The following is a 19,071-nucleotide window of genomic DNA, read 5'->3' as shown; positions in this document are numbered from 1 at the left end:
CCAGCATGGCGATGCCCCGGCGCTCGCTATGGCCACCGCTGGCCGCGTTGGCCCTGCTGGGGCTGGCGGCGCTGCTGCTGTCGGTCACGGTGGGCAGCGCGGCACTGTCGCTCGGCGACGTGTGGGCGGTAATGCGTGGCGAGGGTAGCCCCTTGGCGCGTACATTGATCCTCGACTTGCGTGTGCCGCGCTCGCTCTCGGCCTTCGCCGTGGGTGGCCTGCTTGCCGTAGCCGGTGCCCTGATGCAGGTGCTGCTGCGCAACCCGCTGGCCGACCCCTACGTGCTGGGCCTTTCCGGTGGCGCCTCGGTGGGGGCGCTGGCGGCAATGCTGGCGGGGCTTGGCGGGGCCGTGATCACCGGTTCCGCCTTCGCCGGGGCGTTTCTCTCAATGCTGCTGGTCTTCGGCCTGGCCCACGGCACCGGTAGCTGGACGCCCTCGCGGCTGCTGCTCACCGGGGTGGTGGTGGCTGCCGGCTGGGGGGCGGTGATCACCCTGATGCTGGCGACAAGCCCCGCCGAACGGCTGCCCGGCATGCTCTACTGGCTGATGGGTGATCTCTCCTACTCGCGCTCCCCCTGGCCACCGCTGGCGCTGCTGCTGCTGATCTGCCTGCTGCTGCTGCCGCTGGGGCGCAGCCTCAATGTCATGGCCCGAGGGCCACTGCAGGCCGCTGCCCTGGGTGTCAACGTGAAACCGCTGGAGTGGACCATATATCTGGTTGCCAGCGCGCTCACCGCCACGGCGGTGACCACTGCCGGCAGCATCGGTTTCGTCGGGCTGGTAGTGCCACATATGCTGCGCCTGGTACTGGGCAACGATCAGCGCCTGATCCTGCCGGCCTGCGCCCTGGCCGGCGGCACCCTGCTGGTGCTGGCCGATACCCTGGCGCGCACGCTTATCGCCCCGGAGCAGCTGCCGGTGGGTGTGATTACCGCGCTGCTCGGCGTGCCCACCTTCCTTTACTTGCTGTATCGGAGCCGCTGATGAACCGCCTCGAGATTCGCGAGCTGGTGATCGACGTGCCGGAGCGCCGCGACGGTCGGTCGCTGACACTCAGTGTCGAGCCGGGTCAGGTGTGGGGCGTGCTCGGCCCCAACGGCGCCGGCAAGACGACTTTGCTGCATACCCTGGCCGGTCTGCGCTCACCGCGCAGGGGGCAGGTGCTTGTCGACGGTCGTTCGTTGGCGTCGCTCGGTCGTCGGCAGGTGGCGCGTACGCTGGGGCTAGTGTTCCAGGAGCGCCATGATGGTTTTCCCGCCACGGTGCGCGAGACGGCGCTGATCGGCCGCCACCCGTGGCTCTCGGCATGGCAGATGGAGGGTGGCGAGGATCTTCGACTGGCCGAGGCGGCACTCGAGCGACTCGACGTCGACCACCTGGCCGAGCGCCTGGTGAGCACGCTCTCGGGCGGCGAGAGGCAGCGCCTGGCCATCGCCACGGTGCTGACCCAGGCGCCGCAGATCTGGTTCGCCGACGAGCCCAGCAACCACCTCGACCTGCATCACCAGACCGCGGTGATGGCGCTGCTCGCCGAGCAGGCCGCCGAAGGCCGCGCGGTGATGATGTGCCTGCACGACCTCAACCTGGCGGCGCGTTGGTGCGACCATCTGCTGCTGCTCTACCCCGATGGCGAGGCGTGTTGGGGGCCGGCGGCAAGCATGCTGGTGCCCGCTGCCTTGGAGCGGCTCTACGGCCAGCGCCTGGCCACCGCCGAGATCGATGGCGCCCCCGTTTTCGTACCCGTGAGGTGATATGACGACTTCGACGATTTGCGGCGAGGCCCATGCCGCCCTGATTACCGCTCCCGGCTCCGGCCAGGGCAAATCCATGGTCACCGCCGCGCTGGCGCGGCTGCACCGCAACGCCGGCCGCAAGGTCAGGGTGTTCAAGCACGGCCCCGACTACCTCGACCCCATGGTGCAGGAAGTGGCCTCTGGCCAGCCGGTCTACCAGCTGCATCCCTGGATGACCGGAGAGGACGAGTGCCGCTGGCGCCTGGCCGAGGCGGCCCGAGACGCCGACCTGATCCTGGTCGAGGGTTCCATGGGGTTGTTCGACGGCGACCCGTCCAGCGCCGATCTGGCGATCCTGGCCGGGCTGCCGGCGCTGCCGGTGATCGACGCTTGGGGCATGGCCCAGACCTTCGGCGCCGTGGCCCAAGGGCTTGCCAACTACCATCCCGAGCTCGCCATCCACGAGGTGATCGCCAACCGTGTCGGCAGCCCCGGCCACGGAAGGCTGCTGGCGGAGAGCATGCCGACGGGGCTCTCGCTGCTCGGTGCGATTCCACGCAGCGAGGCGATGAAGATTCCCGACCGCCATCTGGGCCTGGTGCAGGCCAGCGAACTGGCGGGTCTCGACGCTCAGCTCGATGCCGCCGCCGAGGTGCTGAGGGAAGCGGGCCTCGACCGCCTGCCGGCCAAGGTGGCGCTCGAAGCCGAGGCTCCCGAGCCACCGCCGAAGCTGCTCGCAGGGATGAGCATCGCCGTGGCCCGTGATGACGCCTTCGCCTTCCTCTATCGCGCCAATCTCGACCTGCTGACCCAGATGGGCGCCGAGCTGCGCTTCTTCTCGCCGCTGGCCGACAACGCGCTACCCGGGTGCGACGCCCTGTGGCTGCCCGGCGGCTACCCGGAGCTTCATGCGGAGAGGCTCGCCGCCAACGCGCCGATGCTTGCCGCGATTCGCGCCCATCACGCTGCCGCCAGGCCGATCCTGGCCGAGTGCGGTGGGTTGATGGCGTGCATGGAAACCCTGACCGATGGGGATGGCCGCGAGAACACCATGCTGGGGCTGCTGCCCGGCACGGTGCGCATGGTCGGTAAGCTCAGTGCGCTTGGGCTGCAGAGCCTGGCGACCGAAGCCGGGGAGCTGCGTGGCCACACCTATCACCACTCGCTGCTGGAAACGTCGCTGGTACCTGCCGCCCACGCCCGACGCCTGGCCGGCAGCCCCGCCGAGCCGGTTTATGTCGCAGACCGGCTGGTGGCCAGCTATTTCCACGGCTACTTCCCCTCGGCGCCGGCGCTAACCGCCGCCATCTTCCGCGGCGAGCCGCTGCGCTTCACAGAGGAGTGACCCCCATGCGAGAGAATGCCAAGGACCCCCAGCGCCACGCCCAGCGCATGGCCGCCAAGCAGAAGATCATGCACGAGCGCATCGCCAGCGCCCAGAAGGAGCAGGGTCTGCTGCTGGTGCTCACCGGCCCCGGCAAGGGCAAGAGCAGCTCCGGTTTCGGCATGTTGGCCCGGGCGCTTGGCCACGGCATGAAGGCAGGCGTGGTGCAGTTCATCAAGGGTACTCGGGAGACCGGCGAGGAAGCCTTCTTCCGCCGTCAGCCCGGCGTGGAGTACCACGTGATGGGCGAGGGCTTCACCTGGGATACCCAGGATCGCGAGCGCGACATCCAGGCCGCCGAAGCCGCCTGGGAGGTGGCCCGCGGCATGCTCAGCGATCCTAGCTTCGACTTGGTGCTGCTCGATGAACTCAACATTGCCCTGCGCTACGAATATCTCGATCTCGACCGGGTACTCGACGACCTGCAGGCTCGCCCGGAAATGCAGCACGCCGTGGTCACTGGCCGCTACGCCCCCGAGCAGCTCATCGAGTTGGCCGACACCGTCACCGAGATGAAAGTGGTCAAGCATGCCTTCAAGGAGCAGGGGGTAAAAGCCCAGAAAGGCATAGAGCTATAACCCATGGCGACCTTGATGATCCAGGGCACCACCTCGGATGCCGGCAAGAGCACGGTAGTGGCGGGGCTGTGCCGGGCGCTGGCGCGGCGCGGCGTGTCGGTGGCGCCATTCAAGCCGCAGAACATGGCGCTCAACAGCGCCGTAACCGTGGATGACGGCGAGATCGGCCGCTCCACCGCGCTGCAGGCGCTGGCGGCAGGCGTCGAGCCCCACAGCGACATGAACCCGGTGCTGCTCAAGCCGGAGAGCGACCGCGGTGCCCAGGTGATCCTGCGCGGGCGGGTGCACGGCCACATGGACGCCCTGGATTATCACGCCTACAAGCGCACCGCGCGGGACAGCGTGCTGGCGGCGTGGCAGGCGCTGTCGTCACGCTTTGATGTGATCATCGCCGAGGGGGCGGGTAGCCCGGCGGAGATCAACCTGCGGGCAAACGACATCGCCAACATGGGCTTCGCCGAGATGGTCGACTGCCCGGTATTGCTGGTCGGCGACATCGACCGCGGCGGGGTGTTCGCCCAACTGGTAGGTACCTTGGAACTGCTCAGCGAGAGCGAGCGCTCACGTACCCGTGGCTTTATCGTCAACCGCTTCCGCGGCGATATCGCCCTGCTCGAACCGGGCCTCGACTGGCTCACCGAGCGTACCGGCAAGCCGGTATATGGGACGCTGCCCTATCTGCAGGGATTATTGCTCGACGCCGAGGACAGCATTGGCCGCAGCGGTCGGGTGGGGCAGGGTGCCACGCTCAAGGTGGCGGTGCCGGCGCTGCCGCGCATCAGCAACCACAACGACTTTGATCCGCTGCGCCTGCATCTCCAAGTCGAACTCAGCTTCGTGGGGCCCGGCCAGGCGATCCCGCCGGCGGATCTGATCATTCTGCCCGGCAGCAAGAGCACCCGAGCCGACCTTGAGTGGCTGCGTGCTCAGGGCTGGGAGGCTGCAATTCAGCGCCATCTACGCTATGGCGGCCACCTGCTGGGCATCTGCGGCGGCTTCCAGATGTTGGGCCGTATGGTCCACGATCCGGATGGTCTGGAAGGCTCGCCAGGTTCCTCCCTCGGCCTGGGGCTGCTCGATCTCGAGACGCGCATGGTGGCGGGCAAGCAGCTGCGCAACGTAAGTGGGCGCTTGCTAGCCGAGGGCGTGCCGATCAGCGGCTACGAGATCCACAACGGCGTGAGCCAGGGACCTGCGCTGGAGCGCCCGCTTGTCGAGCTGGGCGGCCGGCCCGACGGTGCCGTCAGCGAAGACGGTCAGATCATGGGCACCTACCTTCACGGCCTGTTCGACCAGCCGCAGGCCTGTACGGCGCTGCTCGCCCGCTGCGGTCTCGCTGGGGGCACAGCGGTGGACTACCAGGCGCATCGCCAGGCGGAACTCGACCGGCTGGCCGATACCTTGGAGCAGCACCTCGATATCGACGCGATCCTGGCCACGCTGAGCTGATGGTTCAGCGACTTGTTCCCTCGTGAAGTACCAACTCGACCCGCCGGTTGGCGGCGCGGCCTTCGGCCGTGTCGTTGCTCTCAAGGGGCTGGGTATCGGCATAACCGATGGCGCGCAGGCGCGAGTCGTCGATATCGCGCTGCTCCAGGTAGCGCACCACGGCAATGGCACGCGCGCCTGAGAGCTCCCAGTTCGACGGGAAGTGGCTGGTCGAGATCGGCACGTTGTCGGTGTGGCCCTCCACCGAGATACGCCCATCGAAGGCAAGTAGCGTCTCGAGCAGCCCTGCCAGCACCTGGCGGCCTTCGCCGGTGAGATCGGCCTGGCCGCTGGCGAACAGCAGGTTGTCGTCGATGCGCAGCGTCACCCCCTCGCTGCCCTGCGTGACCGAGACGCCGGATGGCATTCTCCCCTCGAGTTGCGGCAGCAGGCCGGACTGACGAAGTTGCAGGCCGACAGCCAGCTGACCGGCCAGCTGGCTGCCGTCTTGGGACTGCGTGCGGGACTGGCTGTCGGTTTCGCTCACTGAACTGGAGAGGCCCGAGTCGAGTTGGCCCTGCTCGGCCAAGCCGTTGCCGGCCAACGAGAGTAGCAGCACGAACAGGGTGATCAGCAGGGTGAGCACATCGAGATAGCTGATCAGCCAGCTCTCCCCCTCATCCTCGCCACCGCTGCCCGGCAGCAGATCCTGATGCTGGCGCGGATCAGACATGCTGCTCGGCCTCGTCGTCACGGCGGGGCATCGAGCGGTCGTTGATCTCGTCCTGATAGTTGGCCATGAAGGAGTTGAGGGTCTCCTCGATGAACGATGGCAGGCGGCGCTTGGTGATCAACGAGATACCCTCGAGCACCATGTTCATGGCGATCAGGCGCTCCTCGGTGCGCCGTTCGAGCTTCACCGCGATCGGCTTGAAGAGCAGGTTGGCCAGCAGAATGCCGTAGAAGGTCGTCAGCAGGGCCACCGCCATGCGCGGGCCGATCACCCCGACATCGCCGGCCTCCATCACTTCCAGCATGTTCACCAGCCCGACCAGGGTGCCGATCATGCCGAAGGCGGGGGCATAGGTGGCCATGGTCCGGAATATCTGTGCCTCGGCCTGCTCGCGGGCCTTTAGCCGGGCAATGCGCCAGCGCAGCAGATCGAGAATTTCGCCCTCCTTGGTATTGGCGATCACCAGTTGAATGCCGGTGCGCAAAAACGGATTGCGGGTCGATTGCAGTGCCTCCTCCACCGCGCGTACATCGCCCTTGAACCACAGCCGCGACATGTCGACCAGTTCCTTGATGTCGTCGCGGGCGTAGGTGTTCTCGCGGCGAAAGACGATGCCCACCAGGCGCACCACCCGCACGACCTCGCGCAGTGGGTAACTGATGAAGGTGGAGGCGAGGGTGCCGGTAATGACGATGGCAAGCCCGGGCAGGTTGAGGAAACTGGCCGGCGATTCGGCGGTGAACAGCAGCACGCTGGCCAGCAGCAGCATGCTGGCCAACATGCCGATAATCGTGGATGGGTTCATTCAGGAGTCCTTGCCGATAGCGATATCATTGCATTTCATAAGGCTATCGGCCAGCGTCCCAGGCGGCTTGAACAGGAGTGTCGGTTAATTGACCTGGATCAGTTCGCGCGCCTCAATTCGCGCCTGTCACGGTCTGGCTGGGCAGGTGGCGATTGAACAGCGGCGGGTCGTCGCTGATCGCGCAGTCGACTCCCCATGACCACAGCTTGGAGAAGGCGATGGGATCATTGGGGGTATAGCAGAGCAGCTGCACCCCCGCCTCCTTGATCTCACGGGCACGCGTCTCCTTCAGCTTGCGCCAGTCGACATGCAAGCTATAGGCCTTGAACCGTTCGACCTGCCGGAGCCAGTCGCGCGGGGCCTTCTCGAAGAGCAGGCCCAGGCGCAGACGGTCGGGATCGGCCTGCAGGTCGCGGGCCGCTTCCAGCGCCACCGGGTTGAAGGAGGAGACCACCAGGCGTTCGGGAGGAAGGGCGGCCAGTGCCATGGGCATGGCGGACTCGACCAGCAGGCGCGGGTCGCGGCCACGGTTGACCTTGAGTTCCAGGTTGAGCCCCATCTCGAGCTCGTCGAGCAGCGAGAGCATCTCTTCGAGCGTGGCGATGCGCTCCCCGACGAAATCGGCCCCGAACCAGACGCCCACATCCAGCGCCTTGGCACGTGCCAAATCCAGTCGCGCCAGTTTGCCGCGGCTGTTCGAGCAGCGCCTCACGCCGTTGTCATGCCAGATCACCGGAGTGCCATCGCCGAGCAGCTGAATGTCGAGCTCCACCCACTTGCAGCCGCTGCGGTGGGCGGCACGCACCGCGCTCAGGGTGTTTTCCGGGGCGTGAGCCGAGAGTCCCCGATGGGCGATGGTGTAGGGCAGCGGACGCTGGGGCTCGGTTTCAGGGGCTGGCGCGGGGGCGTCGTTCATGGCACGAATCTCGGTAGGGGGCGGGCGACAAGCGTGAGTATAAGAGTGACCTCATGATCCAGGCATTAGGTGACAGAAAAATGTCACTGCGCAGGTAACTTGCCCTGGAGCCTGCTACTTCGATGCCGTCCGCTTTCTCGGGGTGCTGCCCTCCTTCTTCTTCGCCGAGTCTTGCTTAGCCCCGCTACTGCCTGGCGCTGCATTGCCGCTGCTCTTCGAGGAGGAGCTCTTTGATGATGAGCTCTTCGATGAGGCGGCGCTCTTCTTTGGCGTGCTCTTTTTCGTGGCGCCCTTCTTCTCCGCCTCGAGGCTTCCCCGCAAGGCATCGGTGAGATTGACGACGTTGGTCCTGCGCTTGCCGCTGCCCCCCTTGCCGGTCTTGATGGTCTTGCCCTTGCGCGCCTTCTCGATCAGCTCCTCGACCGACTCGGTGAACTCGTCGGTGAAGCGCTCAGGTTCGAACGGGCCGGTCATGGCATCCAGTAGCTGCCGGGCCATCTTCATCTCCTCCTTGGCGACACGGCTCCTGGACTCCTCCAGGCCAGGGATTTCCTGCTGTGGCACGATCTCGTCGGCGTAGTTGAGGGTGTGGATCAGCAGGGAGCCCTGGGAGGGGCGCAGCACCACGAAGTGTTGCTTGTTGCGCATCACGAACTGCCCCAGCGCGACCTTCTTCGACTCCTCGAGCGTGGCGAGCAACAACTGATAGGCGCGCTTGCCACCCTTGTCGGGCCCCAGATAGTAGGTTTTGTCGAAGAAGATAGGATCGATCTCCGAGACATCGACGAACTGTTCGATGACCAGGTCCTCGCCCTTCTCGGGCTTGAGCTCCTCCACCTGCTCCTTGTCGAGGATGATGTACTCGCCGGGCGCCACCTCGAAGCCCTTGGCGGCCTCGGAGAAGTCATACTCCTTTTCGGTCTCGGGGCAGTAGAGCTTGCGCCGTAATCGACATGAGCCATCCGGCGTGAGCATGTGAAAATGGATCGAGCGATCCCTGACGGCGGTGAACAGGCGGATCGGGATATTGACGAGACCGAAGCTGATGGTGCCGCTCCATAGTGAACGTGGCATGGTTCATCTCCTGTCAGGACTCGAGTGCCTCGAGCATGTCGTGGTCGATGGTCTGGTCGCATTCCCAATAGCCCTTCCAGGGGTCGCTGCGCAGCGACCCGAGCCGCGAGCGCAGGGTGTCGATGCGGTAGTGGGCCGGGGTCAGGCGGGGTGAGAGCTCCTTCCAGCGAATGGGGACGGCGACGCTGGCCTCGCCCTTGGCGCGGGTCGAATAGCAGGCGACGCTGGTCGCCCCCTTCGAATTGCGAAGATAGTCGATGAAGATACGCTCGTGGCGCTTGGCCTTGGTGGCGGTGGCGATGAAGGTATCGGGCATCTCACGGGCCAGCCGCTGACTGATTGCCTTGGCGAAGGACTTGGCTTCCCTCCACTCTGCCTGGGGCGTGAGCGGCACCACCACATGCACCCCCTTGCTGCCGGAGAGCTTGGCGAAGGAGTTGAGCCCCAGGGTGAGTAGGATGTTGCGCAGGATCTTGGCGGCCTCGACCAGTGCCGGCCACGCGATGCCGGGACCGGGGTCGAGATCGAAGGTCAGCGAGTCGGGGCGGTCGGGGTCGTCGATGGTCGACCCCCAGGGGTGTATCTCGAGCACCCCGTACTGCACCAGGGTGAGCAGGCCGGCAAGGTCCTCGATATAGAGCACCTCCTCGTCTTCGATCGCAAGCGTCCTTACCGGATCGCTGAAGGTGCTCTGTGGATGCTTCTGAAAGAAGCACTCACCGGTGTCGCCGTCCGGGCAGCGCAGCAGGCTCAAGGGTCGCCGTACGAGGTAGGGCATGATCCAGTCGCCGATGTCCTGATAGAAGTCGGCCAGGTCCTGCTTGGTCAGCTGGTGCTTGTCGAACAGGATCTTGTCGGGACTGGTCAGACGCACCTCCGGCGAGGCCTTGGAGGATGAGGGGCGTGCGGTGCGTGACGAAGATGATGGTGTCTTGCGTGAAGCCATGGATGCGCGCTCCGGTATGTCGCGTTTGACCTGTCGGGGACGCTTGTCCTCGCGCAGCCCCTGGAAGGAGGGGTGGCGCAGCCGCCCGTCGCGAGTCCAGGTGGTGTAGTGCACCTGGGCGATCAACTCGGGGTTTACCCACCGGGCCAGTCGTGAGATATCGCGCTCCGGGCCGCGCTGGAACGGCGAACTCTCGCACTGTAGATCGCGCAGCTGAGCCCCGAGCGAGCTGAGCGCCTTGGCGGAGAAGCCAGTGCCGACCCGGCCGCAGTAGATCAACTGCTCGCCTTCGTAGTAGCCGAGCAGCAGCGAGCCGAAATGCCGTCGCTCGCCCTGGGGCTCGGTGTAGCCGCCGATCACGAACTCGTCGTTGTTGATGCACTTGGTCTTGAGCCAGCTGGACTGCTTGCCTGAGGCGTAGCGTGCATCGAGTCGCTTGGAGACGACCCCCTCGACGCCCATCTCGCACACTTTCTCCATCAGTGCCTCGCCCTGGCCGACGATACCTTCGCCCAGCGTGACGTTGGGCATCGATCGAGAGGCATCGAGCAGTCGGGAGAGCAGCGCCTTGCGCTCGGGCAGGGCGACCCGAGTCAGGTCATGATCCTCGAAGTAGGGCAGGTCGAAGGCGACGAAGTCGAGCTCCGCTTCCTCCTGATCCTTCAAGGCGTTCTGCAACGCCTGGAAGTCGGTTGTGCCGTCGCTGTTGTAGACCACGACCTCGCCGTCGATGACGGCATTGTCGCAGGCAAGCTCAGCAAGCTGCCGGGTCAGGTCGGGGAAGCGTGCCGTCCAGTCGTTGCGGTTGCGGGTAAACAGCCGTATCTCGTCGCCGCGCTTTTCCGCCAGCAGGCGATAGCCGTCGAGCTTGAGCTCATGGAGCCAGCCGTCTCCCTTGGGAACCTCATCGACCAATTGCGGAATCAACGGTTTGAGTTCGGGAAATGGCGCCTGGCGCGCTTCGTCGGGCAGATCGTGGGTGCTCTCGGCGCTGGAGTAGGGCACTTTGGATGCGTCGGGCGCTTCGGATGGCGCGGCGCGTTCAGGTTGGTCTAGCTCATCGAAGCCCCGGCCGGAGATGATGCTCTGCTCATCCTCGTCGGGGCGGGGCGGGGTCTGCTCGCTGTCGCTGTCGTCTCGTGACTTGATCAGCAGCCACTGCTTGGCGTCCCCGCCCTTGGTCCTTACCAGGCTCCAGCGACCCTTGAGCCGGCTCCCCTCGAGCTCGACACTAAGCTTACCCCGGGCATAGCCCTCCAGGGCATCATCCTCGACATGGAAACGTCCGGTATCCCAGACGATCACCCGGCCAGCACCGTAGTGCCCTTTGGGGATCACCCCCTCGAAGTCGGCATAATCCAGCGGGTGATCCTCCGTCTCCACCGCCAGGCGCTTTTCGCCGATCTCCACCGACGGGCCCTTGGGGATGGCCCAGCTCTTGAGCACGCCGTCGATCTCCAGGCGAAAGTCATAGTGCAGGCGCCTGGCGGCGTGCTTCTGGATCACGAAGCGCGGAGCGGAAGTGCGTTTCCTTCGCTTGCGTACCGATCCCTCGGGTTCGGGAGTGCCGGAGAATTCCCGTTTGCGTCGATACTCTTCAAGTGCCGAGTCAAGTGTCGAGCCGCTGCCCGCCATGCTCGTCTCCTCCCTGTCAATCCGGCATGATGGGCAGGTTGCGCTTGTGCTCGGTATTGCGATAGGTCGGCAGCACGACCTCATAGACGTGATCGCCAACCGGCTTGCCCTCAAGGAAGGCATCGATCTCGTCGTACAGGATGCCGAAGGCCTCCTCGTCAGTCTTCTGCGGGGATAGCGATTCGAGATCAGCGGTCGGCGCCTTGTGCACCAGCTCGCGAGGCGCTTCCAGAACGCGGCCGAGCTCGCGGACCTGACGCTTGGTGAGGCCGGTCAGGGGGGCAACGTCGCAGGCACCATCGCCGTACTTGGTGAAGAACCCCATCAGCGCCTCGGCCGCCTGGTCGGTGCCAATCACCAGCCCACCCCGGGCGCCGGCCACGGCGTACTGGGCGATCATGCGCTGGCGCGCCTTGATGTTGCCGAGCACGAAGTCACGATGCCCGGCATCCTTGAAGGCGAGGCCCCCCGCCTCGAGGGACTCGAGCATCGCGTCACTGGCGGGCTTGACGTCGGTGGAGAGAATCTCGTCGGGCTTGATGAAGTCCAGTGCCCGCTGGGCGTCGTCCTCGTCATGCTGTACGCCATAGGGCAGGCGCATGGCCACGAACCTTGCCTCGAGCCCCTGCTCCCGGGCCTTCTCCACCGCCAACTGTGCGATGCGGCCGGCGACGGTGGAGTCCACCCCGCCGCTGATGCCGAGCACCAGGGTGTGCTGGCCCGAGCTCTCCATCTGATCGCAGAGAAAATCCCGACGCCGCTGGATCTCCTGTTCGACGTCGATCTCGGGCTTGACCTGCAGATCGATGGCGATCTGGCGTTGCGCTTCGGTGTACTCCTGCTGAGTCATCGCTGCTCTCCTCCATGAATGCTGGATGATGGGGTGGTTCAGCTTGCCGCTTCTCGGTTGCCGCCTTCGTCTTTGCCGCTACAGACGATTCGGTGGTAGTGCGGAATGCGCTCCAAAGCATAGTGCGCTGCCGCCAGGCGCACCTCGTTGCGCTCGCCATCGAAGCGCCGGGTTTCGCAGAATTGATGGACGTGGTCCTCATGACGAAAGGCCCAGCCGAAACAGACGGTGCCCACCGGGGTGCCGTCATCGGGAGCGCTGGGGCCGGCAACGCCGGTATTGGAGAGCGCCAGATCGGCATTGTTGTTGTTGAGCGCCCCCAAGGCCATTTCCCGAGCCACCGGTTCGCTGGTCAGTCCATGTTCGTCGATGGTGTCGAAACTGACGCTCAGGTAGCGATTCTTCGATTCCGGCGAGTAGACCGCAAGGCCGCAGTCGATCTCCTGTCCGCTGCCCGGCACCCGGGCCAGCTCGGAGACGATCAGGCCCGCCGTGCAGGACTCGGCAGTGGCCAGTTTGATGTCGTGATCGACAAGGTAATTGACGATGTTATCAAGCAGTTCCATTGCTCTTCCTCTTGGTTCGAGGTGCATGCCTTGCACCGTGACGCCTTCTCATCTGCTACTCCTTAACCTAGGCTATTTATGCATTTTGTGCTCTTCGGCCTGGCTTTCGACGTCCCGTCGATGCGCAGCGCCAAGCAATACATGCATGGCAGGAGCCTGAACATGGAACAGTTCGATCAAAAGATGAAGGAGCACCTCAAGCAGGTGATCGATGAAGAGCTGAGCGTCCACCACGATGGCAGCATGCCTTCCTTCATGGAGGAGATCGGTAACTCCGACCAGGAGTTGGTCGGTATCGGCATGACGGGGGACGGCGGCGCACAGGCGCAGGCGGGAGGCGCCGAGCAGATCTTTCCTCTCGAGAGCGCCTCCAAGGCCTTGTCACTTGCGCTGTCGCTTGAGGATAACGGCCCAGAGGTGCTGTTTCGCCATGTGGGCCGGGAGCCCTCCGGTGATCCTTACCACTCCATCGCCACCCTTGAAGAGGGCGAGATGGGGATACCCTCCAACCCCATGATCAACGCCGGGGCGATCGTCGTCACGTCAATGATCAAGGGCAGGGATGGCGACGAGCGTTTCGCGCGGCTGCTCGACTTCGTGCGCACCCTCGCGGACAATCCCGCGATCGATTACAACCACCCAATGTACGAGGCGGAGGACAAGGATCTCAATCGCGCGCTCTTCTATTTCATGCGCAATCATGACGTGATTGAGGGTAGCGAGGAGGACAAGCTGGTGCCTTACGCCAAGCAGACCTCCATCGAGATGAACTGTCTCGATCTTTCCCGGATCGCGGCGGTGTTCGCCAACCAGGGCAGGGATCCGGTGTCGGGCGAAGCGTTGATCAGCGAACGGACGGTGCGCATCGTACTGACGTTGATGTTCACCACCGGCATGTACGACGAGTCGGGCAGGTTTGCCGTCGAGGTGGGCGTGCCGGCCAAGAGCGGTATCTCCGGGGCCATCATGGCGGTAGTGCCCGGACGCCTCGGTGTCGGTCTGATCGGTCCGGCACTGAACGCCAGCGGCAACAGCCTTGCGGGAATGCGCCTGTTGCGCAATCTCTCTGCGCAGTGGCAGTGGGGTGTATTCTAGCCCACCCACACGATTGTGATAGGCTGCGCGGTTTTGACCGATCCGTCCCGTCTCGGCATGAAGGAATTAGCAATGAAAGTGGTGCATATCAAGACCGCCGACCAGCGCGATGCCTATCTGGCTCGCCTGTGCGCCGAAGTGTACGGTCACGACGCGGGCCTGGCACCGTTGGTGAGCTTCGTCGGCACGCGGCGCGAACTCTTCGTGCATGAAGCCGCGCGTCTGCTGGCTCTGGTCGATGAGCGCGATCACCCCCAGGCGCTGGCGTTGCTAGTGCTGGACGAGGCGGGGATCGGCATGACCGTAACGCTCTCCTGTTCACTCCATGACGATTCTCAGTCGCCCGACGCCAGCCATCGGCTGATCAGCGATCTGGCCCTCAAGGCGCCGTTGCGTGTCGAGGCTCGCGATCAGCAGGAGGAGATGTTCTACCGTAGCTGTGGCATCACGCGCTGGTACGCGGGACGGGGCGGTGTGCGCATCGGCTTGGGGGGGCGGCATCCGGCCTCGAGTCTCGATGAGCTGACCGATACCCTGAGTATCGACGAACAGGCAATTTTGCGCCGCTTCAAGCACGACCCCAAGGGCTTTGAGGAGGAGAAGCAGCGCTTCGTCGAGGGCTTGACGGCGTTCGAGGGTCTGTCTTGGCAGTAAATTTTTATAATTATAATTAGCGTGTTAGAAAGGTTTGATTAGGCGGGATTTCATGAGACGAGAAAAGAATCATTTGAGTTCTGGAGTTACGTTTATGTGAGGTGGAAGTAACGCTACGCAGGCGTGAGCCTGGGATGCGCATGTTGATTCATCGATGCGGCGCCTTGAGGGCGGCGCGAGCAAGGAAGCTGACAACATGGCCAAACGCCTTGTACTGATGCTAAACGGAGGCGGTGCGCTCGGGGCGTACCAGAGCGGGGTCTACCGCGCTTTGGTACGGCACATGGATGGCGATGCTCTGCGCTCCATGATCGTCGTGGGAGCCTCCAGCGGTGCCATCAGCGGTTTCATCATCGCCGCGCACTGCCAGGATGCCGATTATGGCGTAGCAGCGCTGGAGCAATTCTGGCGCCGGATGACACAGCCTTCCGCGCCGTTCTTTCCGGTGCCGACCCCCTACTTTCAGCACCTGAACGGTACCCTTACTGGGCTTGCGTTTGGTAACCCGCCGATTCTGGCCGGAGTGCCTGGCGGTGGTTTGAGCGGGCTGCTCTCCTACCCGTATATGGCAGGATTCAGCAACGCCAGCTTGATGGGCACTGTCAGCGCCTATGCAACCGAGTACCGCAGCGCGTCGCAGCAGGGACCGCGCCTGATCATCCGTGCTGTCGATATTGCTCAGGCGCAAACCGTCTGGTTCGACAGCGACCAACAGGCAATCTTGCCCTCCATGATCGGCGCCAGCAGCGCTATTCCCTTACTGTGCCAGCCTGCCTGGCATGATGGGAGGGCCTACTGGGATGGGGATATCTGGCATCAGGGCATCATGCCGGCAGCAATCAGTCGGCTAAGGCAGGAGGGTGGTGATGACGACTATCACATCATCACCGCCGAGCTTTTCAAGCGCACCCCGCAGGAGCGCCATTATGTCGGACTGGGAGAGTATCTCGATCACTTCAGACGGATGTTCCTGGGGGCTCGTTATGACGATGATGCCGCCACTGTCTCACTGCCGAACTCGGGCTTGAGAATAACCCGGATCCAGCGTGAGCCGCACCCTGCCGAGCAGGTCTCCTCGCCGTTGCTGGACTGGTCGCCGGAGCGTATCGAACACCTGATCGCACAGGGCGAGGAGGATGCTGAGCGTGCGCTGAGTAAGGAGCAGGAGACTGCAACCGCTCAGTGAGCGGGCATTGATGGCCTAGGAACGCTGACGGCGCCCTGCAGCTAGGCTCCGGCCTCACAGAACACCAAGGTAGCTGGCCGCGCGGCTTACCCTGATGAAGAGCTGACCGAACTCGATGACGAGGGGGCGCTTGGGGAGGATGAAATGCGTCGCGATGATACCCCTGATCAGTTGCGATGATACTCCTGATCAGTCGGCGGAGTATGCGCAAGGTCCACTTGACCTGCCGACGCGGTGGCGTTTGTATGGTGGACCGACTCCGTTAGCCGAATAAGGTAATGCCTCCATGGCCAAGCGTATCCAGTTTTCCCGTACCGGCGGTCCCGATGTGCTCGAGTATGTCGATGTCGAGCCCAAGGCACCGGAGGCGGGCGAAGTCCGTATCCGCAACCAGGCGGTGGGCCTGAACTTCATCGATATTTACTTCCGTACCGGCTTGTACCCGGCGCCCTCCATGCCCTCGGGGCTGGGCACCGAAGGGGCGGGAATAGTCGATGCAGTGGGCGAGGGTGTGAGCCATCTCAAGCAGGGCGACCGCGTCGCCTACGCCCAGGGGCCGCTGGGTGCCTACGCCGAATTTCACACGTTGCCGGCCGCCAAGGTGGTGGCGCTGCCAGACGATGTCGATGTCGACACTGCCGCGGCGAGCATGCTCAAGGGGCTCACTGTGCAGTACCTGCTGCGCCAGACCTGCCCGCTCAAGGGGGGCGAGACGATCCTGTGGCACGCTGCGGCTGGCGGGGTAGGCTCCATCGCCTGCCAGTGGGCGCGTGCGCTTGGCGTCAAGCTGATCGGTACCGTCAGCTCCCAGGAGAAGGCGGATCTGGCCATGGCCAATGGCGCCTGGGCGACCATCGACTACACCAGGGAGAACGTGGTCGAGCGGGTACGTGAACTCACCAACGGCGAGATGGTGGATGTCGTCTACGACTCGGTGGGCAAGGATACTTGGGAGACCTCGCTGGACTGCCTCAAGCCGCGCTCGCTGATGGTCAGCTTCGGCAACGCGTCAGGAGCGGTGGAGGGGGTCAATATCGGCATCCTCAATCAGAAGGGCTCGCTCTTCGTCACACGCCCGAGCCTCAACGGCTACGCCGATACGCGCGAGCGACTCGAGGCGATGGCAAGCGAGCTATTCGAAATGCTCGGTAGCGGCAAGGTCAAGGTCGATATCGCAAGCCGCTACCCGCTTGCCGATGCCGGCAAGGCGCAGGAGGCGCTGGCATCGCGCAAGACCACCGGCTCGACCATTCTGCTCCCGTGATGCAACCCTGCATTGGCCTGAGCGACAGCGCCCGCCTCGAGGAGACGGGCGCTGTCGTATCTGGTGTCGTTCACAGCGTGAGCCAAGGTACTGGATGTATAATGGTTTGCCTATTGTAAGGTGACGTCCCGGAGAGCCCCATGAGTCACGTGTTTCACCGTAACCTGAAGCAGCACTATCCGACTGCCATCAAAGGCGATGGTCCCTATCTGATCGATGCCGAGGGCAAGCGCTACCTTGATGCCAGCGGCGGGGCGGCGGTCTCCTGCCTGGGACACAGCGATGCCGAGGTGATCGAGGCGATCCGCGATCAGGTAGGCAGGCTGGCCTATGCACACAGCTCCTTCTTCACCACCGAGCCGATGGAGGAGCTCGCCGATTTTCTGATCGAGCGTGCTCCACAGGGGCTCGAGTCGGTCTATTTCTTGTCGGGGGGCTCCGAGGCGGTCGAAGCAGCGTTGAAGCTCGCCCGCCAGTACTTCATCGAGATTGGCCAGCCGCAGCGCCAGCAGGTGATCGCACGCCGCCAGAGCTATCACGGCAATACCCTGGGGGCACTGGCTGCCGGCGGCAATGAGTGGCGGCGCCAGCAGTTCGAGCCTTTGCTGATCGATGTCACCCATGTCAGCCCCTGTTACGCCTACCGCGAGATGCGCGAGGGAGAGACGCCCGAACAGATGGGTATCCGCCTGGCCCATGAACTCGAGGAGCAGATCCTTCAGCTTGGCGCGCAGAACGTGATGGCCTTCATCGCCGAGCCGGTGGTCGGTGCTACCCTGGGCGCGGTGCCACCAGTGCCGGGCTACTTCACACGTATCCGCGAGGTGTGCGACCGCTATGGGGTGCTGCTGATCCTCGATGAGGTGATGTGCGGCATGGGGCGCACCGGCACGCTGTTCGCCGCCGAGCAGGAGGGGATCAGTGCCGATCTGATCACCATCGCCAAGGGCCTTGGTGCCGGCTATCAACCGATCGGCGCTACCCTGGTCAGCGAGCGCATTCATCAGGCGATCAAGGGGGGCACTGGATTCTTTCAGCATGGCCATACCTATATTGGCCATGCCACCGCCTGTGCTGCGTCGCTTGCCGTACAGAAGGCGATCGAGTCGCGTGCATTGCTGCCTCGGGTGCAGCAGCTTGGCGAGGGACTCACGCAGCGGCTGCAGGCGCGCTTCGGCGAGCATCCGCATGTGGGTGACATCCGCGGCCGCGGGCTCTTCCGGGGGCTGGAGCTTGTCGAGCGCCGCGATGACAAGTCGCCCTTCGATCCCGACATGAAACTGCATGCCTTGATCAAGAAGACGGCCATGGCCGAGGGGCTGATGTGCTACCCGATGGGCGGTACCCTGGATGGCCGGCGCGGCGATCATGTGCTGCTGGCCCCGCCGTTCATTCTCGGTGAAGCGCATCTCGACGAGCTGGTCGACAAGCTTGGGCGCGCCATCGACCAGTCCATCGGTCAGGTCATGGGCAGTCGTTGACACACACCGCCATTTGGCTACCTGCAGGAGCACTACCTTGGCCATTCACTCCCGCCTCACACCGCTTGACGATACCACCATGGACGACGCTCAGCGGCGCGTGCTGAGCGATATCCTGAGCGGTCCGCGCGGCAATCTCGACGGCCCCTTCCTTGCCTGGGTGCATAGCCCGGCCCTGGCCGACCACGCCCAGCGGCTGGGGGCCTTCTGCCGCTACGAAACGCGTCTGCCGCTGCGCCTGACCGAGCTTGCCATCCTGTTCACTGCCGCCTGGTGGCAATCCCAGGCGGAGTGGCAGATCCATGAGCCCATCGCCCGCGAGGCGGGTCTTGCCGATGATCTCATCGAGGCGCTGCGCGCCGGGCGTGAACCCGCATTCGAACGCGATGACGAGCGCCTGATCTATCGGCTCGGCCACACGCTCTATGCGACCAAGCGCATCGATGAAACGCTCTATGCCGAGGCCATCGACACCTTCGGCGAGCCCGCCGTAGTCGAACTGGTCGGGATATTCGGCTACTACGCGCTGGTGGCGATGACGCTCAACGTATTTGCCGTCAGCCGTGACAGTGAGGCACCGTTGCCATTCGCCGAGCCGTAATGTGTTGCCTTCTCGTTGCCCTGGCATGGGTCGATGCGTGTAGATAAGTTTCGTGGAACCCTGTAATCAGCTACGTTAGCTACTTTGTCAGGACCGCAAGGATGCGGTTTTTCTTGATTGCGCGCAGTAGCGTTGCGTCT

The 19,071-nt window shown here is 64.3% G+C and carries 18 protein-coding genes; 11 read left to right on the top strand and 7 right to left on the bottom strand.

Translation table 11 applies throughout. The features are described from left to right. Positions 1-5: 5 nt before the first annotated feature. Genes HJD22_RS17320 through HJD22_RS17300 form a run of 5 tightly spaced genes read left to right on the top strand, consistent with a single transcriptional unit; the run spans position 6 to position 5,146 of the window. Positions 6-986 (top strand): iron ABC transporter permease, encoded by a 981-nt coding sequence (locus HJD22_RS17320; RefSeq protein WP_254280827.1) that lies wholly within the window; start codon positions 6-8, stop codon positions 984-986. Further along, entirely contained in the window at positions 986-1,753 is a 768-nt protein-coding gene (locus HJD22_RS17315; RefSeq protein WP_208654623.1) for an ABC transporter ATP-binding protein, read from the top strand. The genes HJD22_RS17320 and HJD22_RS17315 overlap by 1 nt, the downstream gene beginning before the upstream one ends. A 1-nt stretch (position 1,754) precedes the next feature. Beyond that, a complete protein-coding gene (locus tag HJD22_RS17310; RefSeq protein WP_208654622.1) occupies positions 1,755-3,080 on the top strand; it encodes a cobyrinate a,c-diamide synthase in 1,326 nt (441 codons plus the stop codon). Positions 3,081-3,085: 5 nt separating this feature from the next. Beyond that, complete coding sequence (cobO, locus tag HJD22_RS17305; RefSeq protein WP_208654621.1) at positions 3,086-3,697, top strand: cob(I)yrinic acid a,c-diamide adenosyltransferase; 612 nt, start codon at positions 3,086-3,088, stop codon at positions 3,695-3,697. Between the two features lie 3 nt (positions 3,698-3,700). Beyond that, the gene (locus tag HJD22_RS17300) at positions 3,701-5,146 is read left to right on the top strand and encodes a cobyric acid synthase (RefSeq protein WP_208654620.1); all 1,446 of its coding nucleotides are present in this window, start codon (positions 3,701-3,703) and stop codon (positions 5,144-5,146) included. 4 nt (positions 5,147-5,150) lie between these two features. Here the strand turns inward: HJD22_RS17300 and HJD22_RS17295 are convergent, their stop codons facing one another. The 7 genes from HJD22_RS17295 to HJD22_RS17265 all read right to left on the bottom strand — a co-directional run bounded on the left by HJD22_RS17295 (position 5,151) and on the right by HJD22_RS17265 (position 12,650). After that, the gene (locus HJD22_RS17295) at positions 5,151-5,858 is read right to left on the bottom strand and encodes an OmpA family protein (protein ID WP_208654619.1); all 708 of its coding nucleotides are present in this window, start codon (positions 5,856-5,858) and stop codon (positions 5,151-5,153) included. Beyond that, positions 5,851-6,663 carry a motility protein A gene (locus tag HJD22_RS17290; protein WP_208654618.1) on the bottom strand — a complete coding sequence of 271 codons (813 nt, stop codon included), beginning with the start codon at positions 6,661-6,663 and terminating at the stop codon, positions 5,851-5,853. Before HJD22_RS17290 ends, HJD22_RS17295 begins: the two co-directional genes overlap by 8 nt. A gap of 112 nt (positions 6,664-6,775) precedes the next feature. Beyond that, positions 6,776-7,579: a glycerophosphoryl diester phosphodiesterase gene (locus HJD22_RS17285; protein WP_208654617.1), complete on the bottom strand. Its 804-nt coding sequence runs from the start codon at positions 7,577-7,579 to the stop codon at positions 6,776-6,778. 114 nt (positions 7,580-7,693) lie between these two features. Further along, positions 7,694-8,653: a Ku protein gene (locus HJD22_RS17280; RefSeq protein WP_208654616.1), complete on the bottom strand. Its 960-nt coding sequence runs from the start codon at positions 8,651-8,653 to the stop codon at positions 7,694-7,696. Between the two features lie 13 nt (positions 8,654-8,666). Further along, positions 8,667-11,234 (bottom strand): DNA ligase D, encoded by a 2,568-nt coding sequence (gene ligD, locus HJD22_RS17275; protein WP_208654615.1) that lies wholly within the window; start codon positions 11,232-11,234, stop codon positions 8,667-8,669. 16 nt (positions 11,235-11,250) lie between these two features. After that, positions 11,251-12,084, bottom strand: coding sequence for an ammonia-dependent NAD(+) synthetase (nadE, locus tag HJD22_RS17270; RefSeq protein WP_208654614.1), 834 nt, complete (start codon positions 12,082-12,084; stop codon positions 11,251-11,253). A gap of 38 nt (positions 12,085-12,122) precedes the next feature. Further along, a complete protein-coding gene (locus HJD22_RS17265; RefSeq protein ID WP_208654613.1) occupies positions 12,123-12,650 on the bottom strand; it encodes a CinA family protein in 528 nt (175 codons plus the stop codon). 162 nt (positions 12,651-12,812) lie between these two features. On the opposite strand from HJD22_RS17265, the gene glsA reads away from it, so the two are divergent. The 6 genes from glsA (at position 12,813) to HJD22_RS17235 (ending at position 18,931) form a co-directional block, all read left to right on the top strand. Beyond that, entirely contained in the window at positions 12,813-13,745 is a 933-nt protein-coding gene (glsA, locus tag HJD22_RS17260; protein WP_208654612.1) for a glutaminase A, read from the top strand. 72 nt (positions 13,746-13,817) lie between these two features. Beyond that, positions 13,818-14,399 carry a hypothetical protein gene (locus HJD22_RS17255; protein WP_208654611.1) on the top strand — a complete coding sequence of 194 codons (582 nt, stop codon included), beginning with the start codon at positions 13,818-13,820 and terminating at the stop codon, positions 14,397-14,399. A gap of 196 nt (positions 14,400-14,595) precedes the next feature. Beyond that, complete coding sequence (locus HJD22_RS17250; protein WP_208654610.1) at positions 14,596-15,585, top strand: patatin-like phospholipase family protein; 990 nt, start codon at positions 14,596-14,598, stop codon at positions 15,583-15,585. Between the two features lie 286 nt (positions 15,586-15,871). Further along, positions 15,872-16,849 carry an NADPH:quinone reductase gene (locus HJD22_RS17245; RefSeq protein WP_208654609.1) on the top strand — a complete coding sequence of 326 codons (978 nt, stop codon included), beginning with the start codon at positions 15,872-15,874 and terminating at the stop codon, positions 16,847-16,849. A gap of 140 nt (positions 16,850-16,989) precedes the next feature. Continuing rightward, entirely contained in the window at positions 16,990-18,330 is a 1,341-nt protein-coding gene (locus HJD22_RS17240) for an aspartate aminotransferase family protein (RefSeq protein WP_208654608.1), read from the top strand. 37 nt (positions 18,331-18,367) lie between these two features. Then, a complete protein-coding gene (locus HJD22_RS17235; RefSeq protein ID WP_208654607.1) occupies positions 18,368-18,931 on the top strand; it encodes a carboxymuconolactone decarboxylase family protein in 564 nt (187 codons plus the stop codon). The last annotated feature ends 140 nt before the right edge of the window (positions 18,932-19,071 follow it).

The organism is Halomonas sp. TA22, from assembly GCF_013009075.1.
GTDB lineage: Bacteria > Pseudomonadota > Gammaproteobacteria > Pseudomonadales > Halomonadaceae > TA22.
Note: the sequence above shows the minus strand (reverse complement) of the source record. Positions and strands in the feature narration are given on the sequence as shown.

Coding starts and splice junctions, on each gene's coding strand:
- HJD22_RS17285 (WP_208654617.1), bottom strand. CDS start 7,579: ATGAACGACGCCCCCGCGCCAGCCCCTGAAACCGAGCCCCAGCGTCCG.
- HJD22_RS17265 (WP_208654613.1), bottom strand. CDS start 12,650: ATGGAACTGCTTGATAACATCGTCAATTACCTTGTCGATCACGACATC.
- cobO (WP_208654621.1), top strand. CDS start 3,086: ATGCGAGAGAATGCCAAGGACCCCCAGCGCCACGCCCAGCGCATGGCC.
- HJD22_RS17300 (WP_208654620.1), top strand. CDS start 3,701: ATGGCGACCTTGATGATCCAGGGCACCACCTCGGATGCCGGCAAGAGC.
- HJD22_RS17290 (WP_208654618.1), bottom strand. CDS start 6,663: ATGAACCCATCCACGATTATCGGCATGTTGGCCAGCATGCTGCTGCTG.
- HJD22_RS17315 (WP_208654623.1), top strand. CDS start 986: ATGAACCGCCTCGAGATTCGCGAGCTGGTGATCGACGTGCCGGAGCGC.
- ligD (WP_208654615.1), bottom strand. CDS start 11,234: ATGGCGGGCAGCGGCTCGACACTTGACTCGGCACTTGAAGAGTATCGA.
- HJD22_RS17255 (WP_208654611.1), top strand. CDS start 13,818: ATGAAAGTGGTGCATATCAAGACCGCCGACCAGCGCGATGCCTATCTG.
- HJD22_RS17320 (WP_254280827.1), top strand. CDS start 6: ATGGCGATGCCCCGGCGCTCGCTATGGCCACCGCTGGCCGCGTTGGCC.
- nadE (WP_208654614.1), bottom strand. CDS start 12,084: ATGACTCAGCAGGAGTACACCGAAGCGCAACGCCAGATCGCCATCGAT.
- glsA (WP_208654612.1), top strand. CDS start 12,813: ATGGAACAGTTCGATCAAAAGATGAAGGAGCACCTCAAGCAGGTGATC.
- HJD22_RS17295 (WP_208654619.1), bottom strand. CDS start 5,858: ATGTCTGATCCGCGCCAGCATCAGGATCTGCTGCCGGGCAGCGGTGGC.
- HJD22_RS17245 (WP_208654609.1), top strand. CDS start 15,872: ATGGCCAAGCGTATCCAGTTTTCCCGTACCGGCGGTCCCGATGTGCTC.
- HJD22_RS17240 (WP_208654608.1), top strand. CDS start 16,990: ATGAGTCACGTGTTTCACCGTAACCTGAAGCAGCACTATCCGACTGCC.
- HJD22_RS17250 (WP_208654610.1), top strand. CDS start 14,596: ATGGCCAAACGCCTTGTACTGATGCTAAACGGAGGCGGTGCGCTCGGG.
- HJD22_RS17310 (WP_208654622.1), top strand. CDS start 1,755: ATGACGACTTCGACGATTTGCGGCGAGGCCCATGCCGCCCTGATTACC.
- HJD22_RS17280 (WP_208654616.1), bottom strand. CDS start 8,653: ATGCCACGTTCACTATGGAGCGGCACCATCAGCTTCGGTCTCGTCAAT.